A 14,371-nucleotide genomic window follows, 5' to 3' on the forward strand; every position below is an offset into this window, starting at 1 on the left:
GGCCGCGCGGGCGCTCCCGACAGGGGCGGCGTCTTGCGCGCGGGAGGCGCCGTGATGGCGCCCGGCAGATCGAGCAACTGGCAACTGGCGTTGCGCCGCACATCCGTCAGTTCCTTGTGGCCCTGGGCGTCCGTGCACATATAGATTTGCCCGTGGGCCTGCGCCGCCGCGCCCAGCAGGCCGACCACCAGTACCATCGTCTCAAACTTTATCAATTTCCACTCCTGTCAGCGCATGCCGCATCCATCCTGGGCCGACTATACAACACCGCACTGGCGCCGCCTTGGCGCACTGCATAAAAAAAACGCGGGCAAGACCATCGCCTCACCCGCGTTTCTTATTTACTACCGGCAGCGTGCCGGCATGCCGCCATTACAGCGAGTAGTACATGTCGAACTCGGCAGGATGCGTGGTCATGCGCATGCGCTGCACGTCCTGCATTTTCAGTTCCAGGTAAGCATCGATCATTGAATCGCTGAACACGCCGCCACGGGTCAGGAACTCGCGGTCCTTGTCCAGTGCATCCAGGGCTTCTTCCAGCGAAGCGCACACGGTCGGGATCAGCGCGTCTTCTTCCGGCGGCAGATGGTACAGATCTTTCGAGGCGGCTTCACCCGGATGGATCTTGTTGGCAACGCCGTCCAGGCCGGCCATCAGCAGTGCGGCGAAGCACAGGTATGGATTCGCCAGTGGATCCGGGAAGCGCGCTTCCACGCGGCGGCCTTTTGGATTGGCCACGTGCGGGATACGGATCGAGGCGGAACGGTTTTTCGCCGAGTACGCCAGTTTCACCGGTGCTTCGTAGCCTGGTACCAGACGCTTGTACGAGTTGGTGCCCGGGTTGGTGATCGCGTTCAGTGCCTTGGCGTGCTTGATGATGCCGCCGATGTAGTACAGAGCGAAATCGGACAGGCCGGCATAGCCGTCGCCGGCGAACAGGTTCTTGCCATCTTTCCATACGGATTGATGCACGTGCATGCCCGAACCGTTGTCGCCAACGATCGGTTTCGGCATGAAGGTGGCGGTCTTGCCATAGCTGTGCGCCACGTTCCAGACCACGTATTTCAGGTTTTGCGTCCAGTCGGCGCGCTCGACCAGGGTCGAGAACTTGGTGCCGATTTCATTCTGGCCGGCGCCGGCCACTTCATGATGATGTACCTCAACCGGGATGCCCAGCGATTCCAGGATCAGGCACATTTCCGAACGCATGTCCTGGAAGCTGTCCACTGGTGGCACCGGGAAGTAGCCGCCCTTGACGGTCGGACGGTGGCCGCTGTTGCCGCCTTCGATGTCCTTGCCGGTCGACCACGAACCTTCGTCCGAACCGATCTTGACGAAGCAGCCCGACATGTCGATCTTCCAGCGCACGCTGTCGAAGATGAAGAATTCCGGCTCAGGGCCGAAGTAGGCGGTGTCGCCCATGCCCGACGATTTCAGGTAGGCTTCGGCGCGTTTCGCGATCGAGCGCGGGTCGCGGTCGTAGCCCTTGCCGTCCGACGGTTCGATCACGTCGCACTGCATGAACAAGGTCGTTTCTTCCATGAACGGGTCGATATTGGCTGTGTTCGGATCCGGCAGCAAGATCATGTCGGATGCTTCGATACCCTTCCAGCCAGCGATCGAGGAGCCGTCGAAGGCGTGGCCCGATTCAAATTTATCCATATCGAAGTGCGACACGGGAACCGTCACGTGCTGCTCTTTACCACGGGTATCGGCAAAGCGGAAATCAACGAATTTGACTTCGTTCTCTTCTACCATCTTCAAGACTTCTGCGGCTGTCATTGCCATGCGTATCTCCTAAATGAATGTGGGGTGAGCCGACCTTAATGCGTCCGGGCTGATGAAGCGAAGCAAACATTGCGTGCCACCAAAACTCATAAGGATCATAGCAGATTCCATGCCAGCTCCAGGAGCCGGCTGGCGGCAAGAAGAAAAGCCTGACTACTCCAGTGAAAATTTTGCACCCGCGAATTCCCGCGCCAGGTTTGCGTCAAATCAAGAATGCACTATACAAGTGCGAAAAACGAATAACGCACCATTATCGTGCACTTCTCCTGATTTTTTCCAAAATGCCTTGTTTTGGTGCGGCAGGCCGCTGCCGAGCATTCCCGCTTGCGGGGCGCTGGCGGCGCACTATAATCGACCACACCTTTCCACTTTCATCGAGGACGCCATGACCACCGCCGCCGATATCCTGACCACCGCCCGCAGCCGCGCCAACGAGGGCACGCCGTATGCGGGCGCCGTGACGCCGCAGGAAGCCTACGAGCTGCTGCAACTGGACCCCGCTGTGAAACTGATCGACGTGCGCACCAATGCCGAGCGCGACTGGGTCGGGCGGATCGACATCGCCGATACCCAGCATGGTGCGGTACAGTGGGCCACCTATCCGGGCGGCGTGCCGAATCCCGATTTTATGCAGCAACTGGCCGGCCAGGCCGGCAAGGACGATGTCCTGCTGTTCCTGTGCCGCTCCGGCGTGCGCTCGCGCCATGCGGCCAAGCTGGCCACCGAGCATGGCTACAGCAACTGCTACGACATCCTCGAAGGCTTCGAGGGCGACAAGGATGCCGACGGCCACCGCAAACAAGTGGGCGGCTGGTGCAAGGCGGGACTGCCGTGGCTGGGCGCGTGACGCTGGCCCCGTGACTATCTGAACAGTGTTTGGTCTGGCGGGACACCTTGCGGCCCGCCATCGGCTACAACCATCCATGCGCGCCCTATTTTTTCAACTGCGGCGCAAATTCTCCTTGCGAACATGTACCTTATATAGTACAACGTAGAGGTGCGTCATGGATGCTTCCGGCTTGCGGCAGATTACCCTGCTGTTCTATGCGAATGGCAATGGCGGAGAACCCGTGCGCGACTGGCTCAAGTCGCTGCCAGTTGAAGAGCGCCATGTGATCGGACAGGACTTGATGCATGCGCAATAGCGCTGGCCCGTGGGCATGCCCTTGTGCCGCCACCTGGGACACGGCTTGTCGGAGGTACGCAGCAGCCTGCCCGGCAACCCCGGCAACCATTTTGCGCGTGTGCTGATCTGCCATCACGGCGACTGTCTGGTGGCGCTGCACGGCTTTATCAAGAAAACCCGCGCCACGCCCGATGACGATCTGGCGCTGGCCCGCAAACGCTACAAGGAACTGACATGAACGCCACCGCACCGCACCTCGGCAGCAGTCTCGACGACTTCCTCAAGGAAGAAGGCATCTTCGAGCAAACGCAAAACCGCGCCATCAAGGAAGTGATCGCCTGGCAACTGACGCAGGCGATGCAGGAACAAGCGATGTCGAAGACGCGCATGGCGGCCCTGCTGCAGACGAGCCGCTCGCAGCTCGACCGCCTGCTCGACCCCAGCAGCGATGTGACGCTCTCCACCCTGGAGCGGGCCGCTGCGCTGGTCGGGCGCAAGCTGTCGATCACCCTTGTTTAGTACGCCTATCAAAACCTACTACGCGTCGTCATTTGCGGTCTGCGATGCTCACTGTACCTTCGTACAGTTGCGCTTCTCAACCACAACTTCCTTCCGCTCGCTACGGTTTTTATGAGGCGTTGTTAAGCGAGTCAATTGCTCAGGCCGGCTCTCCCACCTCGGCGGCAGGATGCTCGCCCATCAGGGTCAGGATGCGCTTGCGCACGAAATTGATGTGGCTGCGCAAGCCATACAAACCATCGGCAAACGACAGGGGAATCGAGATCTGGTTGACCATCTCCTCGATCTGGTCGAGCCGTTTCAATTGCGCCGCATACACTTGCGCGCGCTGCTCTTCCGGCACGTCTTCCAGCGCCTGCTCGACCGTGCGCAACTGGCCGTACCAGCGGTACACGCGCGAGCGGATGCGCCACACGTACAGGGGCGGCACCACGCGCGACAGGGGCAGGATCAGGGCGCCCAAGGCTACCACCAGCACCCACATGCGGTCGAAGAAATTGGCCAGCCAGAAACTCATATAACGCTGCAGCACGGGCGCGCCATCCTTGTAGAATTTCAGCGCTTCCGGCGCCACGGGGATTTCCGTGTAGCGCGCGGACGGGAACTGCCCCTGCTGCTGGAACCAGCCCGTGCCGCCATGGATGCCGGCCGCCGCCTGCACGAACAGGTCGACGAGGGCCGGATGCAAGTCTTCGCGCGCCACCAGGGTGGCCGTCGGCGCGATCAAATGATAATCCTGCGCAGGGATGTTCTGCCCCAGGTCGACAATGCCACGCGGCAAAACGACATGGGTCAGGAAGGGCAGGCGCCGCGTGTACGCTTCCGCTTGCGAAAAATCAAACAGCTTGATGCCTGGCGTTTGCAGCAGCATCTGGATCAGCGGCGCTTCCGGCGCCGAACTGAAGACCAGACCGTCGATGCGCCCTTCCAGCAGCTCCACCGTGGCGGGCGTATTTTGCAAGTCGCTCACCGTCAGCTCGTTCGCTTCCACGCCATTCACGGACAGCAACTGCCGGAACAGGCCGGGCACGCCCGTGCCTTCCGGCCCCAGGTTGATCTTCATGCCCTTCAGTTGCGTCAGCTCCGTGACGGCCTTGTCTTCGCGCATGAATAGCCAGACGGGTTCCGTAAACAGGCTGCCCAGGGAAATGAGGCCATGGCGCTCGGCATCGTCGTGTTCCGTCGAGCCACTTTGCACGAAGGCGATATCGGTCTTGCCGGCATTCAGGCGCTGCAGGTTTTCCTGCGAGCCCAGCGAGGGCTGCAAGGTCACCTTGATACCGTGTTTGGCCAGGGTGGCCGCGTATTTTTTGCCGAACTCTTCGTAGGCGCTATTGTCCTGCCCCGTCGACAGGCTTACCTGGCGCGGCGGCGCCGGGTCGACCAGCCAGTAAGCGAGCGCGCAAAAGGCGCCGACCAGCAGCAGGGTGGGGCCGGCGGTGGCGAGGAAATCGCGCACGGAAAAGCGGCTGAACGCGAGGATTTTGGACATGTGGTGGCGCATAGGTTTCATGGGTGGCTACGATGCCAAGAAAAGCTCAACTATGCAAGGCACTTTCGCAGGCGCGGCGTGGCCAAATCCGCTACAGTGCAAGATCAACCATCTGTCCTTCGGAGCCCCGCATGCTGAAAATTCTTGGAAAAGCCGCCTCGATCAATGTCCGCAAAGTCCTGTGGACCTGCGACGAACTCGACCTGCCCTACGAACGCGAGGACTGGGGCAGCGGCTTTCGCGCCACCGACGACCCCGCCTTCCTGGCGCTGAACCCGAATGCCATGGTCCCCGTGCTGATCGACGGCGACCTGGTGCTGTGGGAATCGAACACGATTTGCCGCTACCTGTGCGCGCAGGCAGGCCGCGACGACTTGCTGCCCAGCAATCCGCGCGCCCGCGCGGCAGTGGAAAAATGGATGGACTGGCAGATGGGCGATTTGAACAACAGCTGGCGCTACGCCTTCATGTCGCTGGTGCGCCACAGCCCGGCGCATCAGGATGCGGCCCAGCTGGCGGCCGGTATTACCGGATGGAACAAGATGATGGGCGTGCTGGAGCAGCAATTGCAGCGCACGGGCGCCTATGTGTGCGGCGAGCAATTCACCTTGGCCGATATCGTGCTGGGCCTGTCCGTCAAGCGCTGGCTGATGGCGCCGATGCGGCGTCCCGCCTACCCGGCCATCGCCGCGTATCACGCGCGCCTGGCGGATAAAACGGCCGTGTTTGCCGGCTAATCGAGTTCGATTGCCTCGACCGTGCCGCCGATGACATAGCAGTCGCCATCGCGGCGTACCTCGTCCAGCGTAGCGGGATCATCGTGCGTGTAGGTGCCGTCGATATCCACGCACCATACGTCGCCGAAACGCAGCAGCTTCACGCCGCAGCAGATGCGGTTGATGAAGTTGCCCGGCGTCTTAATGACCACTTGCCGTACGTCGCCCACCGTGATGGCGACGTGGCGCCAGACATTGCCTTCCAGCCCATGGTTTCTTGCATACAAGACGATGCGCACGGCCTGCATGCCGCCGGGCTGATACTGCTGCTCGATGGACACGAGCGCGCCATCGTCAAAGCGGTGGTATTGCTGAAAAATCTGCTGCGTCCTGTCCAATTGCACTCCTCAAAAAAAACGCCGGCCTTGCGGGCCGGCGTTCACACAGGCTAGATATTTTTAGTTAGTGCACTGCTTCGCCACACCTTCGGCCGGCGCGGGCGCCTCGATCAGCGGCATCAGGCTCGGCGCCAGCGAGACCAGCAATTGCACCGGCAAGGCGCTGGTAAAGTCGTAGTTTTTCGATTCCGGTCCGCGCACATACGCCGTCATGCTGCCATAGAAGCGCTCGCCGATATTGAACACAAACGTGGCCGAGCGGTTCACATAGCGCGACTCGATCAGGCGGCCGCCGGCGCCATACACGTCGAAGCGCTGGTCGCCCGTGCCCGTCTTGCCGCCCATCGGGATAGGTACGCCGTCGGCGCCGACAAACGCCGTCTTCGCCCGTTTCGCCGTGCCGTCCGACACCACTTCGCGGATGGCCTTGGCCACCGCTTTCGCCACGTCCGGCGACAACACTTGCTCGGCCTCCACCTTGGTGCCGCGCTTGACCATGGTGTCATATGGCGTATTGGCGGCGAAATGCATGGAATCGATGCGCACGCTTGGTTTGCGCACGCCGTCGTTGATGATGATGCCCATCAATTCGGCCAGCGCGGCGGGCCGGTCGGCCGACGCGCCCAGGGTCGTCGCGTACGACGGCACCAGGGAATCGAACGGATAGCCCATCTTCTTCCACTGGCGGTGGATTTCCAGGAAACCTTCCACTTCCAGCAAGTTGGCGATGCGGCGGTCCTGCGCATGCTTGCGGTGCGTATTGAACAGCCATTTATACACTTCCTGGCGCTCTTTCTCGCTGGCCGCCACCATCTGCGACAGGGTGGAACCTTCGTGCTGGCGCAAGTACGCCACCATCCACAGTTCCAGCGGATGCACGTTCGCCAGGTAGCCGCGGTCGGCCAGCGACCAGTTTTCCATCGCATACTGCTGGTACATCTTCGCCACGCGCTCGGGCGGCACTTCATTCTGCGATGGCAGGTTGGCGTTCAGGAAGTCGCCGAATTCCGCCACGGTTCCCTTCGGATTGATGGTGCGGAAAATATTCGCCAGGCGCACGGGCGTCGGGCGGATGCTGGCCAGCAGGATTTTTTCCTGCTCGTCGACGCTCTTGCCGCGGTACTTCTGGTAGAAGCGGTGCAGGAATTCGCGCCCTTCCTTGTCGGCAAAACGGCTCAGGTACTGGGCGCGGCGCGGATCGTCCGCATCGGCCAGCAGCGAGGCCGAGGAATCCGGACGCGAGAACATGTAGTAGCGGGCCACGTCGCGCATCAGGCGCACGAACACCAGGTTGGTCGACTGGCGCAAGGCTTGCTGCACCGTCATGATGCGGCTGTCGTCGAGCTTGGAGAAGTTGCCGAAATGGTGCAAGCCGCCGCCCGTGAAGAAGCCTTCGCCGGGATTGCCCGAGTATTTGCGTTCCATGGCGGCCGCCAGCATGGCCGGCAGGTTGCGCGCCTCGCCGATGGGCAACGGTTTCAGGTAGGCGATAGCCCATTGCGACAGCATGTCCTTCGGATCGACGGCAATCTTGCCCAGCTCGGCCGCGCTCATGCCGCTGTAACGCTGGTGCAGCTGGTCGATGATGTCCAGGTAGGTGACGAGGGTGCGCAGCTTGGCCGTGGAACCGAGGTCCAGCTTGGCGCCTTCATTGATGTCCAGTGGCTGGTCGTAGTTGTCCGTCTGCACGCGCAGCAAGTTGGCCTGCTCGCCCTTTTGCAGCAGGGTAAAGCTGTAGACGACATTGGCGGGATCGCCATTGCCCAGCATGCCCTTGCCCGTCAGGCCCGCCGCTTTCGCCACTTCCGGATCGCGCAATTCACGCAAGACCTTGGTGACGGCGTTTTGCGCCTGCGCGTCCAGCGTGCTGACCACTTTCAAGTCCAGGCGGTCGAGGTTGTACAGGCGCGGATCGCCCAGCATGCCCGCCAGGTGGTTGCGCACGGCATTCGAAGCCTTGCGCGTGACAAACGAGGTCGACGCTTCCGACTGCACGCCCGAGGCCGTCGACGGGCGCAGCTTCTCGGCAATGGCAGCATCGCGCAGCTGCGGCGAGATCACGCCCGCTTGCGCCAGCAGGCGCAAATGGCTGTTGGTCAATTCTTCCAGGTCGGCGCCGCCAGCCACCAGGTAATGCGAGGGACGGCGCTGGGCGATCAGCAGGCTCAACGCCTGCTTGTAGGCCAGTGCGCTGCCGGGCTGGTCCATATTACCCTTGAGCAAAGTCTTCACTTCGGCAAACGGCCGGCCATACCAGACCCACATGCCGTCGCCGATGCCGTTGACCTCGCCAAAACCGCTTTTCGCCGACAGCGGCACGGTATTCAGGTAATTGACGACGATCTTGCGCCGCGCTTCCATGGTGTTTTCGCCATCCTGGTAGGCGCGCAGGCTGGCCGACACCATCTGCCACAGCTTGTCCTGCATGGAACTGGTGCGGCCATCTTCCGAATGCCGGTATTTTTCGATTTGCGTGGCCAGCGTGCTGCCGCCGCCGCCGCGGTGGCCGCCAAACAGGTTCAAGGCCTTGTCGAGGACGGCCTTGCTCAGGCGGTCCCATTCCACGGCCGGATTGCGCATGGGCGTGCCCGGATCGAGCAATTCGCGGTTTTCAATGAACAGCAGGCTTTGCACGAGCGCGGGCGGCGCTTCGGCGAAGCCGTCGAACATGCGTTCCGGATAACTGGCGGCAAACAGGGGCGCGGCGCGGCAGTCGAGGATCGACAGGCCCGCGCGGTTTTTCTCGTGATAGGTGGCAAAGATGCCCCGGTCAACCAGTTGCACCATCTTCGGCGACATGCGCGCCTGCGCCGTGACTGCATAGTCGCGCGCATTGAGCTTGGTGATGAAGTCGGGCAGGCTGGCATAGCCGAGGCGTTCGTCGTACGGCCCATGCTGCGGATAGCGGATGGCGCCGGCAGGCGCCGGGCCAGGCTCGACTTTATAGCTCAGCTGGCGGTCCAGGCGCGTAAAAAATTCCGCCTGCAGGGCCGAGGTGCGCACTTCGCGCATGACGAACCAGGCCACGCCGGCAAGCAGCGCCAGCACGATGATGGCAAAGATGGGCCAGATGCGCGAACGGCGCTTTTTCGGCGGGCTGGCCGGTAGCGGCGCCTGCGCAGCTGGTTCTTCCTGGGGCCGCTCTTGCGCGGCCAGATTGACGCCTGTGTCTTTCATGGGATGCTGGGGTAAGGTTGGGTGTGGACGGCGTGGAAAATGCGGCAGCTGCACCGCACGCTGGTGCGGCAAAGGCGGCCATCGGCGCTGGTCAGGGCCGGGGCCAGCCAGGGCCGGTCACGATGAAACTTGCTTAACATGATGTCCATACCGGTGAATCAAAAATACGTTCTACTGCACAGGCAGGCTGCCCCCGTTGACACGCGGAGCCCCTGTCCACCATTCCACCACATCGGCATGAGAACGACTGACGAGCGCACACAAAAATCTTGCTTCATTGAAGATTTTCGCAAAAAAACAACGACTTGGAGTGTGCGCTTGCGTACATAGGCGCGAGGCGGGTTGGACGCCAGCGAAAAAGCCGCCGGCGCCGGGCTGGCAACAACTCAGAGGGTGGCGTATTCCGCTTGCATGGCGTCGAGTTCGGCGCGCATGTCCGCAAAGGCCGCGGCCGCTTGCTCAGGTTCGCCCTTGACGCCCAGTTCGATATGCCGGCGCGTCTGCGCGTCGCCCACGCTGGGCAGGCTGAACACCTTGATCTGCGGATATTGCGCTTCCAGGCGCACCATCAGCGGCGTCAGCAGGGACTCGGCCGTTTCGTACACGAGCAAGGCATGTTCCGCGTGCGGCACCTGGTTGAACAGGTGCGCGTAATGCGTGTCGAGCACCCATTCGATCATGGGCCAGGACATGACGGGAAAGCCCGGCACAAAATAATGTTCGCGCACGGCAAAGCCGGCGATCTTGTTGTACGGATTCGGAATCAGCTCGGCGCCCTGCACGAATTCCGCCATTTTCAGGCGGTGCAGGTTTTCCGGCGAATTCAGATCGGCCGGCACGCCCGCCTCCTCGCCCATTTCCGTGATGCGCTGCTGGATATTTTTCTTGCCCTGCTCATGCAGCACCAGCGGCAAGCCCAGCGCATCGGCCGCCGCCTGGCGCGTATGGTCGTCCGGCGTGGCGCCGATGCCGCCAAAGCTGAAGACGATGTCGCCGCTGGCAAAACTGCGCTTGAGCAAGGCCACCAGGCGGGCCGGTTCGTCGCCCACGTATTCCGCCCAGCTCAGCTGCAAGCCCCGCTGCTTGAGCATTTGCACCACTTTCGGAAAATGCTGGTCCGTGCGCTTGCCCGACAGGATTTCGTCGCCAATGATGATCAATCCGATAGCCATGAAACTTCCTTGTTCAATTCGATGGTTAAATTCGATGGTAGGCTCAAGCGTCCGCCGGCGCCACGTCGGTCATGCCGCGCACGCCTCGCAGACGCGCCAGCGCTTCCAGGCAGTAATACTGGAACCACAGGCCCGTAAAGATAAAGATCAGCACATACAGCCAGATGGCGAATGCTGCCAGGAAAGGGAAGAAGACGACGGACATCACGCCGCCCATCCACAGCAAGCCCGGCACGGCACCGGCCGCGCCCGAAACCATGCCGATGGCCAGCAAAGGCCAGCGCTGCCCGCGCATGATGGCCTGGCGCTCTTCCTTGCTGGCGTAGTCGGCCATGGCGTCGTACGCCATGACGCGGTAGGTCAGCCAGCCCCACAGCACGGCCTGGCCCGCCAGCGCGGCCGGCGGAAACGCGTACAGGGGCAACATCAATACCCAGACGAAGATAAACAGCAAAAAGGTGGCCAGCGAGGTGCCGACGCTGCCCAGCAGACTGCCGCCATACTTCTTCTCCAGCTGCGGGAAATGCCGCCCGCCCACATGGCGGCCGATGGCCGGCATGGCGAACAGGCCCATGAAGATCAGCGCCGTGAGTATCATCAGCGGCAGCAGCATGAACATGGCGATCAGCGGCACGATGACGGCTTTCAGCACGCCCAGGCCAAAAGTGGACAGCACCTGGCCGCTGGTGCGGAAAAAGTCATACTGCGTGAACAGCGCATGCAGGCTGTCGATCAGCGGCTGCAGGCCCAGGTACAGCAGCACGCCCCACAGCACCAGCGACAGCACAAACGGCACTGCGCTCAGCAGCAATATCCTGCCGTGCAACTGCGACAGGAAGGCACGGCCATACGAGTTCAACACATTACGCATCAACGGCGTCCTTTTCGTTTCAGTCTTGCAAATTCCACCATGCGGCGCAGGCCCAGCCATTGCTGCTGCCAGAAGCCGCGTCCATAGTTGCGTCCCGGCCGGCCGACGCCTTCGCTATCGATGCGCGCCAGCTGGTCGCGCACGCCCGTGCGCGCATAGCCCGCCGAGAAATTCGCCGTGCCCAGCAGCATATCCCAAATCGGCAGGACCACGCCGAAGTTGCAACCGCCCATGCTGCCCTTGCCTTGCGACTCATGCCCCACGCCAATGGCGTGATGCGTGCGGTGGAAACGCGGCGAAACCAGCAGCCGCTCGCCGATGCGGCCGAAGTGTATCCTCACATTCGCGTGCTGCAAGCTTTGCAAAATGCGCGATACCGATACCAGCAGCACGTATTGCCCCGGCGGCACGCCGATACCCAGCGCCACCAGCGCCATCACCACGTCGCGCAGGAAATCGTCGAGCAGGTGGTTGCGGTCGTCGCTCCACAGATTCATGTTCTGCTGGCTGTGGTGCAGGCTGTGCAAGCCCCACCACCAGCCAAAGTGGTGCGAGGCGCGGTGGTAGCAATAGTCGACGAAGTCCAGTATCACAAAATAAATGATAAAACTGAGCAAGGGGCTGATGCCGGGCAACAGCGATTCCAGGTTCAAGGGATGAATGTTATCGAAACGCAAAGCGCCAGCCAGACCATCCATCAGCGGATCGAGCGTGAAGAAGATCAGCACGGGGAACAGGCCGATGCGGTGCAGCACGGTATAGATAAAATCGTTCCAGCGGGCGCGCGGGTCCGTCATCTTCTGCGCGGGTATCAAGGCTTCTAGCGGACGCAGCACGAGAAACAGCAGCACCAGTTCGCACAAGCCGATCAGCAGCCACTCCGTGCCCTCGAACGCTTCTTCCGTGAATTCGCCAAAACCCAGGTGATACACGAGCGGGTTGACGACGGTCTGGAACAGCCAGCCTTGCGCATCGCCAAAGGTCTCGACGAGCATATCGATGACAGGAGTGAGCACTTCCATCATGGCTGGCCCTTCTTTTGCGCGTAGGCGGGATGCTCGCGCAGGGTGGCAAAGCAGAAACCCTTGTCTTGCAGGCCACTAATCAGGGCGTCGAGGTTGGCCGGCGCCCAAGGCTCCTTGCGCGACCAGATGCCCATGTGGGCAATGAAGATGTCGCCGCTGCGCAGGTTCGCCAGCGCTTTTTTCAGCAGCATGGCGTTCGGATACTTGTCGCTGGGCAGTTCATCACCGGAGTAGCCGGCAGGCGCCCAGCCCGCATGCTGGTAGCCGCAGGCACTGCCGGCGGCCAGGGTGCGCGGCGAGGTATAGCCGCCCGGCGCGCGCCAGAACGGATCGAGCTTGCGGCCGGTCAGCTCCTGGAAGCGCGTGTCGACCCGGCGCAATTCCTCGCAGAATTGTTTATCCGAGAACGACGCCAGCTTGCCGCCATCCTTGCCGAACTGGGGCTTGACCTGGATCAAGCCATTGGCCAGATCCTTCTTCCAGTACACGTGGTCAAACGTATGCGTGCCAAAGGCATGGCCTTCGGCGACCCGTGCTTTCCAGTACGGTGCCCACGAGGCATCGAGCGAATAGTCGCCGCGCGTGGTCTTTTCATTGGCCAGGAAGAAGGTCGCCTTCACATGGCGTTTATTCAGCACATTGGCGATCAAGTCCGCCTGCGACTGGCTGCCCGTGTCGAAGGTCATGTAGATCGTGCCCTTGCAGGCGGCAGGGGCGGCAGACGCGGCGGTGGATGCTGCAGTGGATGCTGCAGTGGATGCGGCGGTGGATGCTGCGGTGGATGCTGCGGTGGATGCGACAGCGGGTGCAGCGGTGGTGAGGGCTGCGGGCAGGTGTGCGCCGGGCTTGGCAGGCGCGACGCTGGCATTGGCCGTGCCTGGAGCGCTTGCATGTGCGTGCGCGCAAGCGTGCGGCAGCATGGCAATGGCGCACAGCAGCACGGCGGACATGCGGCCGCAACGCATCAGGCCCGGCGTCGGGTGGCGCATGGTCAGGTGTTTCATCTTTCCTCCCGCCATCACATGCGCGGCGCGTGGCTGGCGAAATACACGCCATGGGGCGAGCGGCCCACGGGAATCATCTTGATCACCTTGCGCGTGGTCAGGTCGATCACGGCCACTTTCTTGATCCAGCGCAGGGTCACCCACATGGTCTTGCCATCGGGCGTGATTTCCATGCAGTCCGGGCCGCCTGGCACATTGATGATGCCGACGTTTTCCAGGGTCTTCTGGTCGATGATGTTGATGGTGTTCGACACGCGGTTCGAGACAAACGTCATTCGGTTGTCTCCCAGCGCGCGGAAATTATGCGTGCCGGCGCCAGCCTTGATGCGCTTGACGGTCTTTTGCGTGCGCCAGTCGATCACTTCCACGTAGTCGCTGCCCATGATGCCGACGAGCAAATGCTTGCCATCGGGCGTCATGGTGATGCCGGCCGGGGCGGGGCCGACGGGCATGGTCCATTTCACCGTCTGCGTGGCCAGGTCGATGGCGCTGACCTGGTTGCTGCCCTGCTGCGTAATGAAGGCCATGCTGCTGTCGGCCGTGAACGCCATGTGGCTGGGCAGCTTGGGCAGCGCGATGCGTTTGGCCAGGGTCAGGTTCTTGCCGTCGTAGCGGTACAGGTCGATGCGGTCCAGGCGCAGCGAATTGGAAATGAACCATTTCTGGTCCGGCGAAAAACCAATTTGATAGGGGTCAAGGATATTGCTGATGCGGCGCTGGATCTGGCCGGACACGGGGTTCAGGAAGATCAGTTCATTGCCGACGGAACTGGCGACAATCAGCGACTTGCCGTCTGGCGTTTCCATCAGATGGTGCGGCTCCTTGCCGACGGCAAAGGTGGACAGGGGGGCATAGGTTTTCTGGTCTAGCAATTGCACCGTAGCGTCACGGGAATTGAGCACCACCACTACTTCGGCTTGCGCCGTGGACATTGCGGAAACCAGGCACAGCGAGGAAAAAATGAGGCGGCGTAGACTGCGGAACATGGAAGAAATCACTGTTAAATACAAAACATGTATTTTACGTGGAAACACTGTATTTTCTGAACTAATTCCCCTAGGAATGATACCAATGGCCACAAGT

At 61.6% G+C, this 14,371-nt stretch carries 15 protein-coding genes; 5 read left to right on the top strand and 10 right to left on the bottom strand.

The genetic code is table 11. The features are described 5' to 3' along the window. Window positions 1-215: DUF4124 domain-containing protein (locus JaAD80_RS12175; protein WP_258002948.1), on the bottom strand; the 215-nt coding region annotated here is incomplete at its 3' end. 157 nt (window positions 216-372) lie between these two features. Beyond that, window positions 373-1,788 carry a type I glutamate--ammonia ligase gene (gene glnA, locus JaAD80_RS12180; protein ID WP_029496182.1) on the bottom strand — a complete coding sequence of 472 codons (1,416 nt, stop codon included), beginning with the start codon at window positions 1,786-1,788 and terminating at the stop codon, window positions 373-375. Between the two features lie 385 nt (window positions 1,789-2,173). Here glnA and JaAD80_RS12185 point away from each other — a divergent pair, with 385 nt between their 5' ends. The 4 genes from JaAD80_RS12185 (at window position 2,174) to JaAD80_RS12195 (ending at window position 3,433) form a co-directional block, all read left to right on the top strand. Next, window positions 2,174-2,635, top strand: a complete 462-nt coding sequence (locus tag JaAD80_RS12185) for a rhodanese-like domain-containing protein (protein WP_102294399.1) — start codon at window positions 2,174-2,176, stop codon at window positions 2,633-2,635. Window positions 2,636-2,792: 157 nt separating this feature from the next. Then, window positions 2,793-2,933, top strand: coding sequence for a hypothetical protein (locus JaAD80_RS31465; RefSeq protein WP_258002949.1), 141 nt, complete (start codon window positions 2,793-2,795; stop codon window positions 2,931-2,933). 15 nt (window positions 2,934-2,948) lie between these two features. Next, a complete protein-coding gene (locus JaAD80_RS31470; RefSeq protein ID WP_258002950.1) occupies window positions 2,949-3,152 on the top strand; it encodes a type II toxin-antitoxin system RelE/ParE family toxin in 204 nt (67 codons plus the stop codon). Next, a complete protein-coding gene (locus tag JaAD80_RS12195) occupies window positions 3,149-3,433 on the top strand; it encodes an XRE family transcriptional regulator (RefSeq protein ID WP_099760471.1) in 285 nt (94 codons plus the stop codon). Before JaAD80_RS31470 ends, JaAD80_RS12195 begins: the two co-directional genes overlap by 4 nt. 139 nt (window positions 3,434-3,572) lie before the next feature. On the opposite strand, the gene JaAD80_RS12200 is transcribed toward JaAD80_RS12195, so the two are convergent. Beyond that, window positions 3,573-4,925: a TAXI family TRAP transporter solute-binding subunit gene (locus JaAD80_RS12200; RefSeq protein WP_102294415.1), complete on the bottom strand. Its 1,353-nt coding sequence runs from the start codon at window positions 4,923-4,925 to the stop codon at window positions 3,573-3,575. A 131-nt stretch (window positions 4,926-5,056) separates the two neighbouring features. Between JaAD80_RS12200 and JaAD80_RS12205 the strand changes: the two genes are divergently transcribed. Next, entirely contained in the window at window positions 5,057-5,662 is a 606-nt protein-coding gene (locus JaAD80_RS12205) for a glutathione S-transferase family protein (protein WP_102294400.1), read from the top strand. On the opposite strand, the gene JaAD80_RS12210 is transcribed toward JaAD80_RS12205, so the two are convergent. The 7 genes from JaAD80_RS12210 to JaAD80_RS12240 form a co-directional block, all read right to left on the bottom strand. Beyond that, entirely contained in the window at window positions 5,659-6,039 is a 381-nt protein-coding gene (locus JaAD80_RS12210; protein WP_102294401.1) for a hypothetical protein, read from the bottom strand. The genes JaAD80_RS12205 and JaAD80_RS12210 overlap by 4 nt on opposite strands. A gap of 60 nt (window positions 6,040-6,099) precedes the next feature. Continuing rightward, window positions 6,100-9,216 carry a transglycosylase domain-containing protein gene (locus JaAD80_RS12215; protein ID WP_102294402.1) on the bottom strand — a complete coding sequence of 1,039 codons (3,117 nt, stop codon included), beginning with the start codon at window positions 9,214-9,216 and terminating at the stop codon, window positions 6,100-6,102. A 386-nt stretch (window positions 9,217-9,602) separates the two neighbouring features. Beyond that, window positions 9,603-10,388 (bottom strand): molybdopterin-binding protein, encoded by a 786-nt coding sequence (locus JaAD80_RS12220; RefSeq protein ID WP_102294403.1) that lies wholly within the window; start codon window positions 10,386-10,388, stop codon window positions 9,603-9,605. Between the two features lie 43 nt (window positions 10,389-10,431). Next, window positions 10,432-11,259, bottom strand: coding sequence for an EI24 domain-containing protein (locus JaAD80_RS12225; protein ID WP_102294404.1), 828 nt, complete (start codon window positions 11,257-11,259; stop codon window positions 10,432-10,434). Beyond that, window positions 11,259-12,284, bottom strand: a complete 1,026-nt coding sequence (locus tag JaAD80_RS12230; RefSeq protein WP_258002951.1) for a sterol desaturase family protein — start codon at window positions 12,282-12,284, stop codon at window positions 11,259-11,261. The genes JaAD80_RS12225 and JaAD80_RS12230 overlap by 1 nt, the downstream gene beginning before the upstream one ends. Beyond that, window positions 12,281-13,288: a polysaccharide deacetylase family protein gene (locus JaAD80_RS12235; protein ID WP_258002952.1), complete on the bottom strand. Its 1,008-nt coding sequence runs from the start codon at window positions 13,286-13,288 to the stop codon at window positions 12,281-12,283. Before JaAD80_RS12235 ends, JaAD80_RS12230 begins: the two co-directional genes overlap by 4 nt. Before the next feature lie 14 nt (window positions 13,289-13,302). Then, entirely contained in the window at window positions 13,303-14,274 is a 972-nt protein-coding gene (locus JaAD80_RS12240; RefSeq protein ID WP_102294405.1) for a beta-propeller fold lactonase family protein, read from the bottom strand. Window positions 14,275-14,371 lie beyond the last annotated feature (97 nt).

It is taken from the genome of Janthinobacterium sp. AD80 (genome assembly GCF_002878455.1).
In the GTDB taxonomy this organism is placed as follows: domain Bacteria; phylum Pseudomonadota; class Gammaproteobacteria; order Burkholderiales; family Burkholderiaceae_D; genus Janthinobacterium.

Bases quoted from the DNA above. Each gene is read 5' to 3' on its own strand.
- JaAD80_RS12215 (WP_102294402.1), bottom strand. From the start codon at position 9,216: ATGAAAGACACAGGCGTCAATCTGGCCGCGCAAGAGCGGCCCCAGGAA.
- JaAD80_RS12195 (WP_099760471.1), top strand. From the start codon at position 3,149: ATGAACGCCACCGCACCGCACCTCGGCAGCAGTCTCGACGACTTCCTC.
- JaAD80_RS12240 (WP_102294405.1), bottom strand. From the start codon at position 14,274: ATGTTCCGCAGTCTACGCCGCCTCATTTTTTCCTCGCTGTGCCTGGTT.
- JaAD80_RS12235 (WP_258002952.1), bottom strand. From the start codon at position 13,288: ATGAAACACCTGACCATGCGCCACCCGACGCCGGGCCTGATGCGTTGC.
- glnA (WP_029496182.1), bottom strand. From the start codon at position 1,788: ATGGCAATGACAGCCGCAGAAGTCTTGAAGATGGTAGAAGAGAACGAA.
- JaAD80_RS31470 (WP_258002950.1), top strand. From the start codon at position 2,949: ATGCCCTTGTGCCGCCACCTGGGACACGGCTTGTCGGAGGTACGCAGC.
- JaAD80_RS12185 (WP_102294399.1), top strand. From the start codon at position 2,174: ATGACCACCGCCGCCGATATCCTGACCACCGCCCGCAGCCGCGCCAAC.
- JaAD80_RS31465 (WP_258002949.1), top strand. From the start codon at position 2,793: ATGGATGCTTCCGGCTTGCGGCAGATTACCCTGCTGTTCTATGCGAAT.
- JaAD80_RS12225 (WP_102294404.1), bottom strand. From the start codon at position 11,259: ATGCGTAATGTGTTGAACTCGTATGGCCGTGCCTTCCTGTCGCAGTTG.
- JaAD80_RS12200 (WP_102294415.1), bottom strand. From the start codon at position 4,925: ATGTCCAAAATCCTCGCGTTCAGCCGCTTTTCCGTGCGCGATTTCCTC.
- JaAD80_RS12220 (WP_102294403.1), bottom strand. From the start codon at position 10,388: ATGGCTATCGGATTGATCATCATTGGCGACGAAATCCTGTCGGGCAAG.
- JaAD80_RS12205 (WP_102294400.1), top strand. From the start codon at position 5,057: ATGCTGAAAATTCTTGGAAAAGCCGCCTCGATCAATGTCCGCAAAGTC.
- JaAD80_RS12230 (WP_258002951.1), bottom strand. From the start codon at position 12,284: ATGATGGAAGTGCTCACTCCTGTCATCGATATGCTCGTCGAGACCTTT.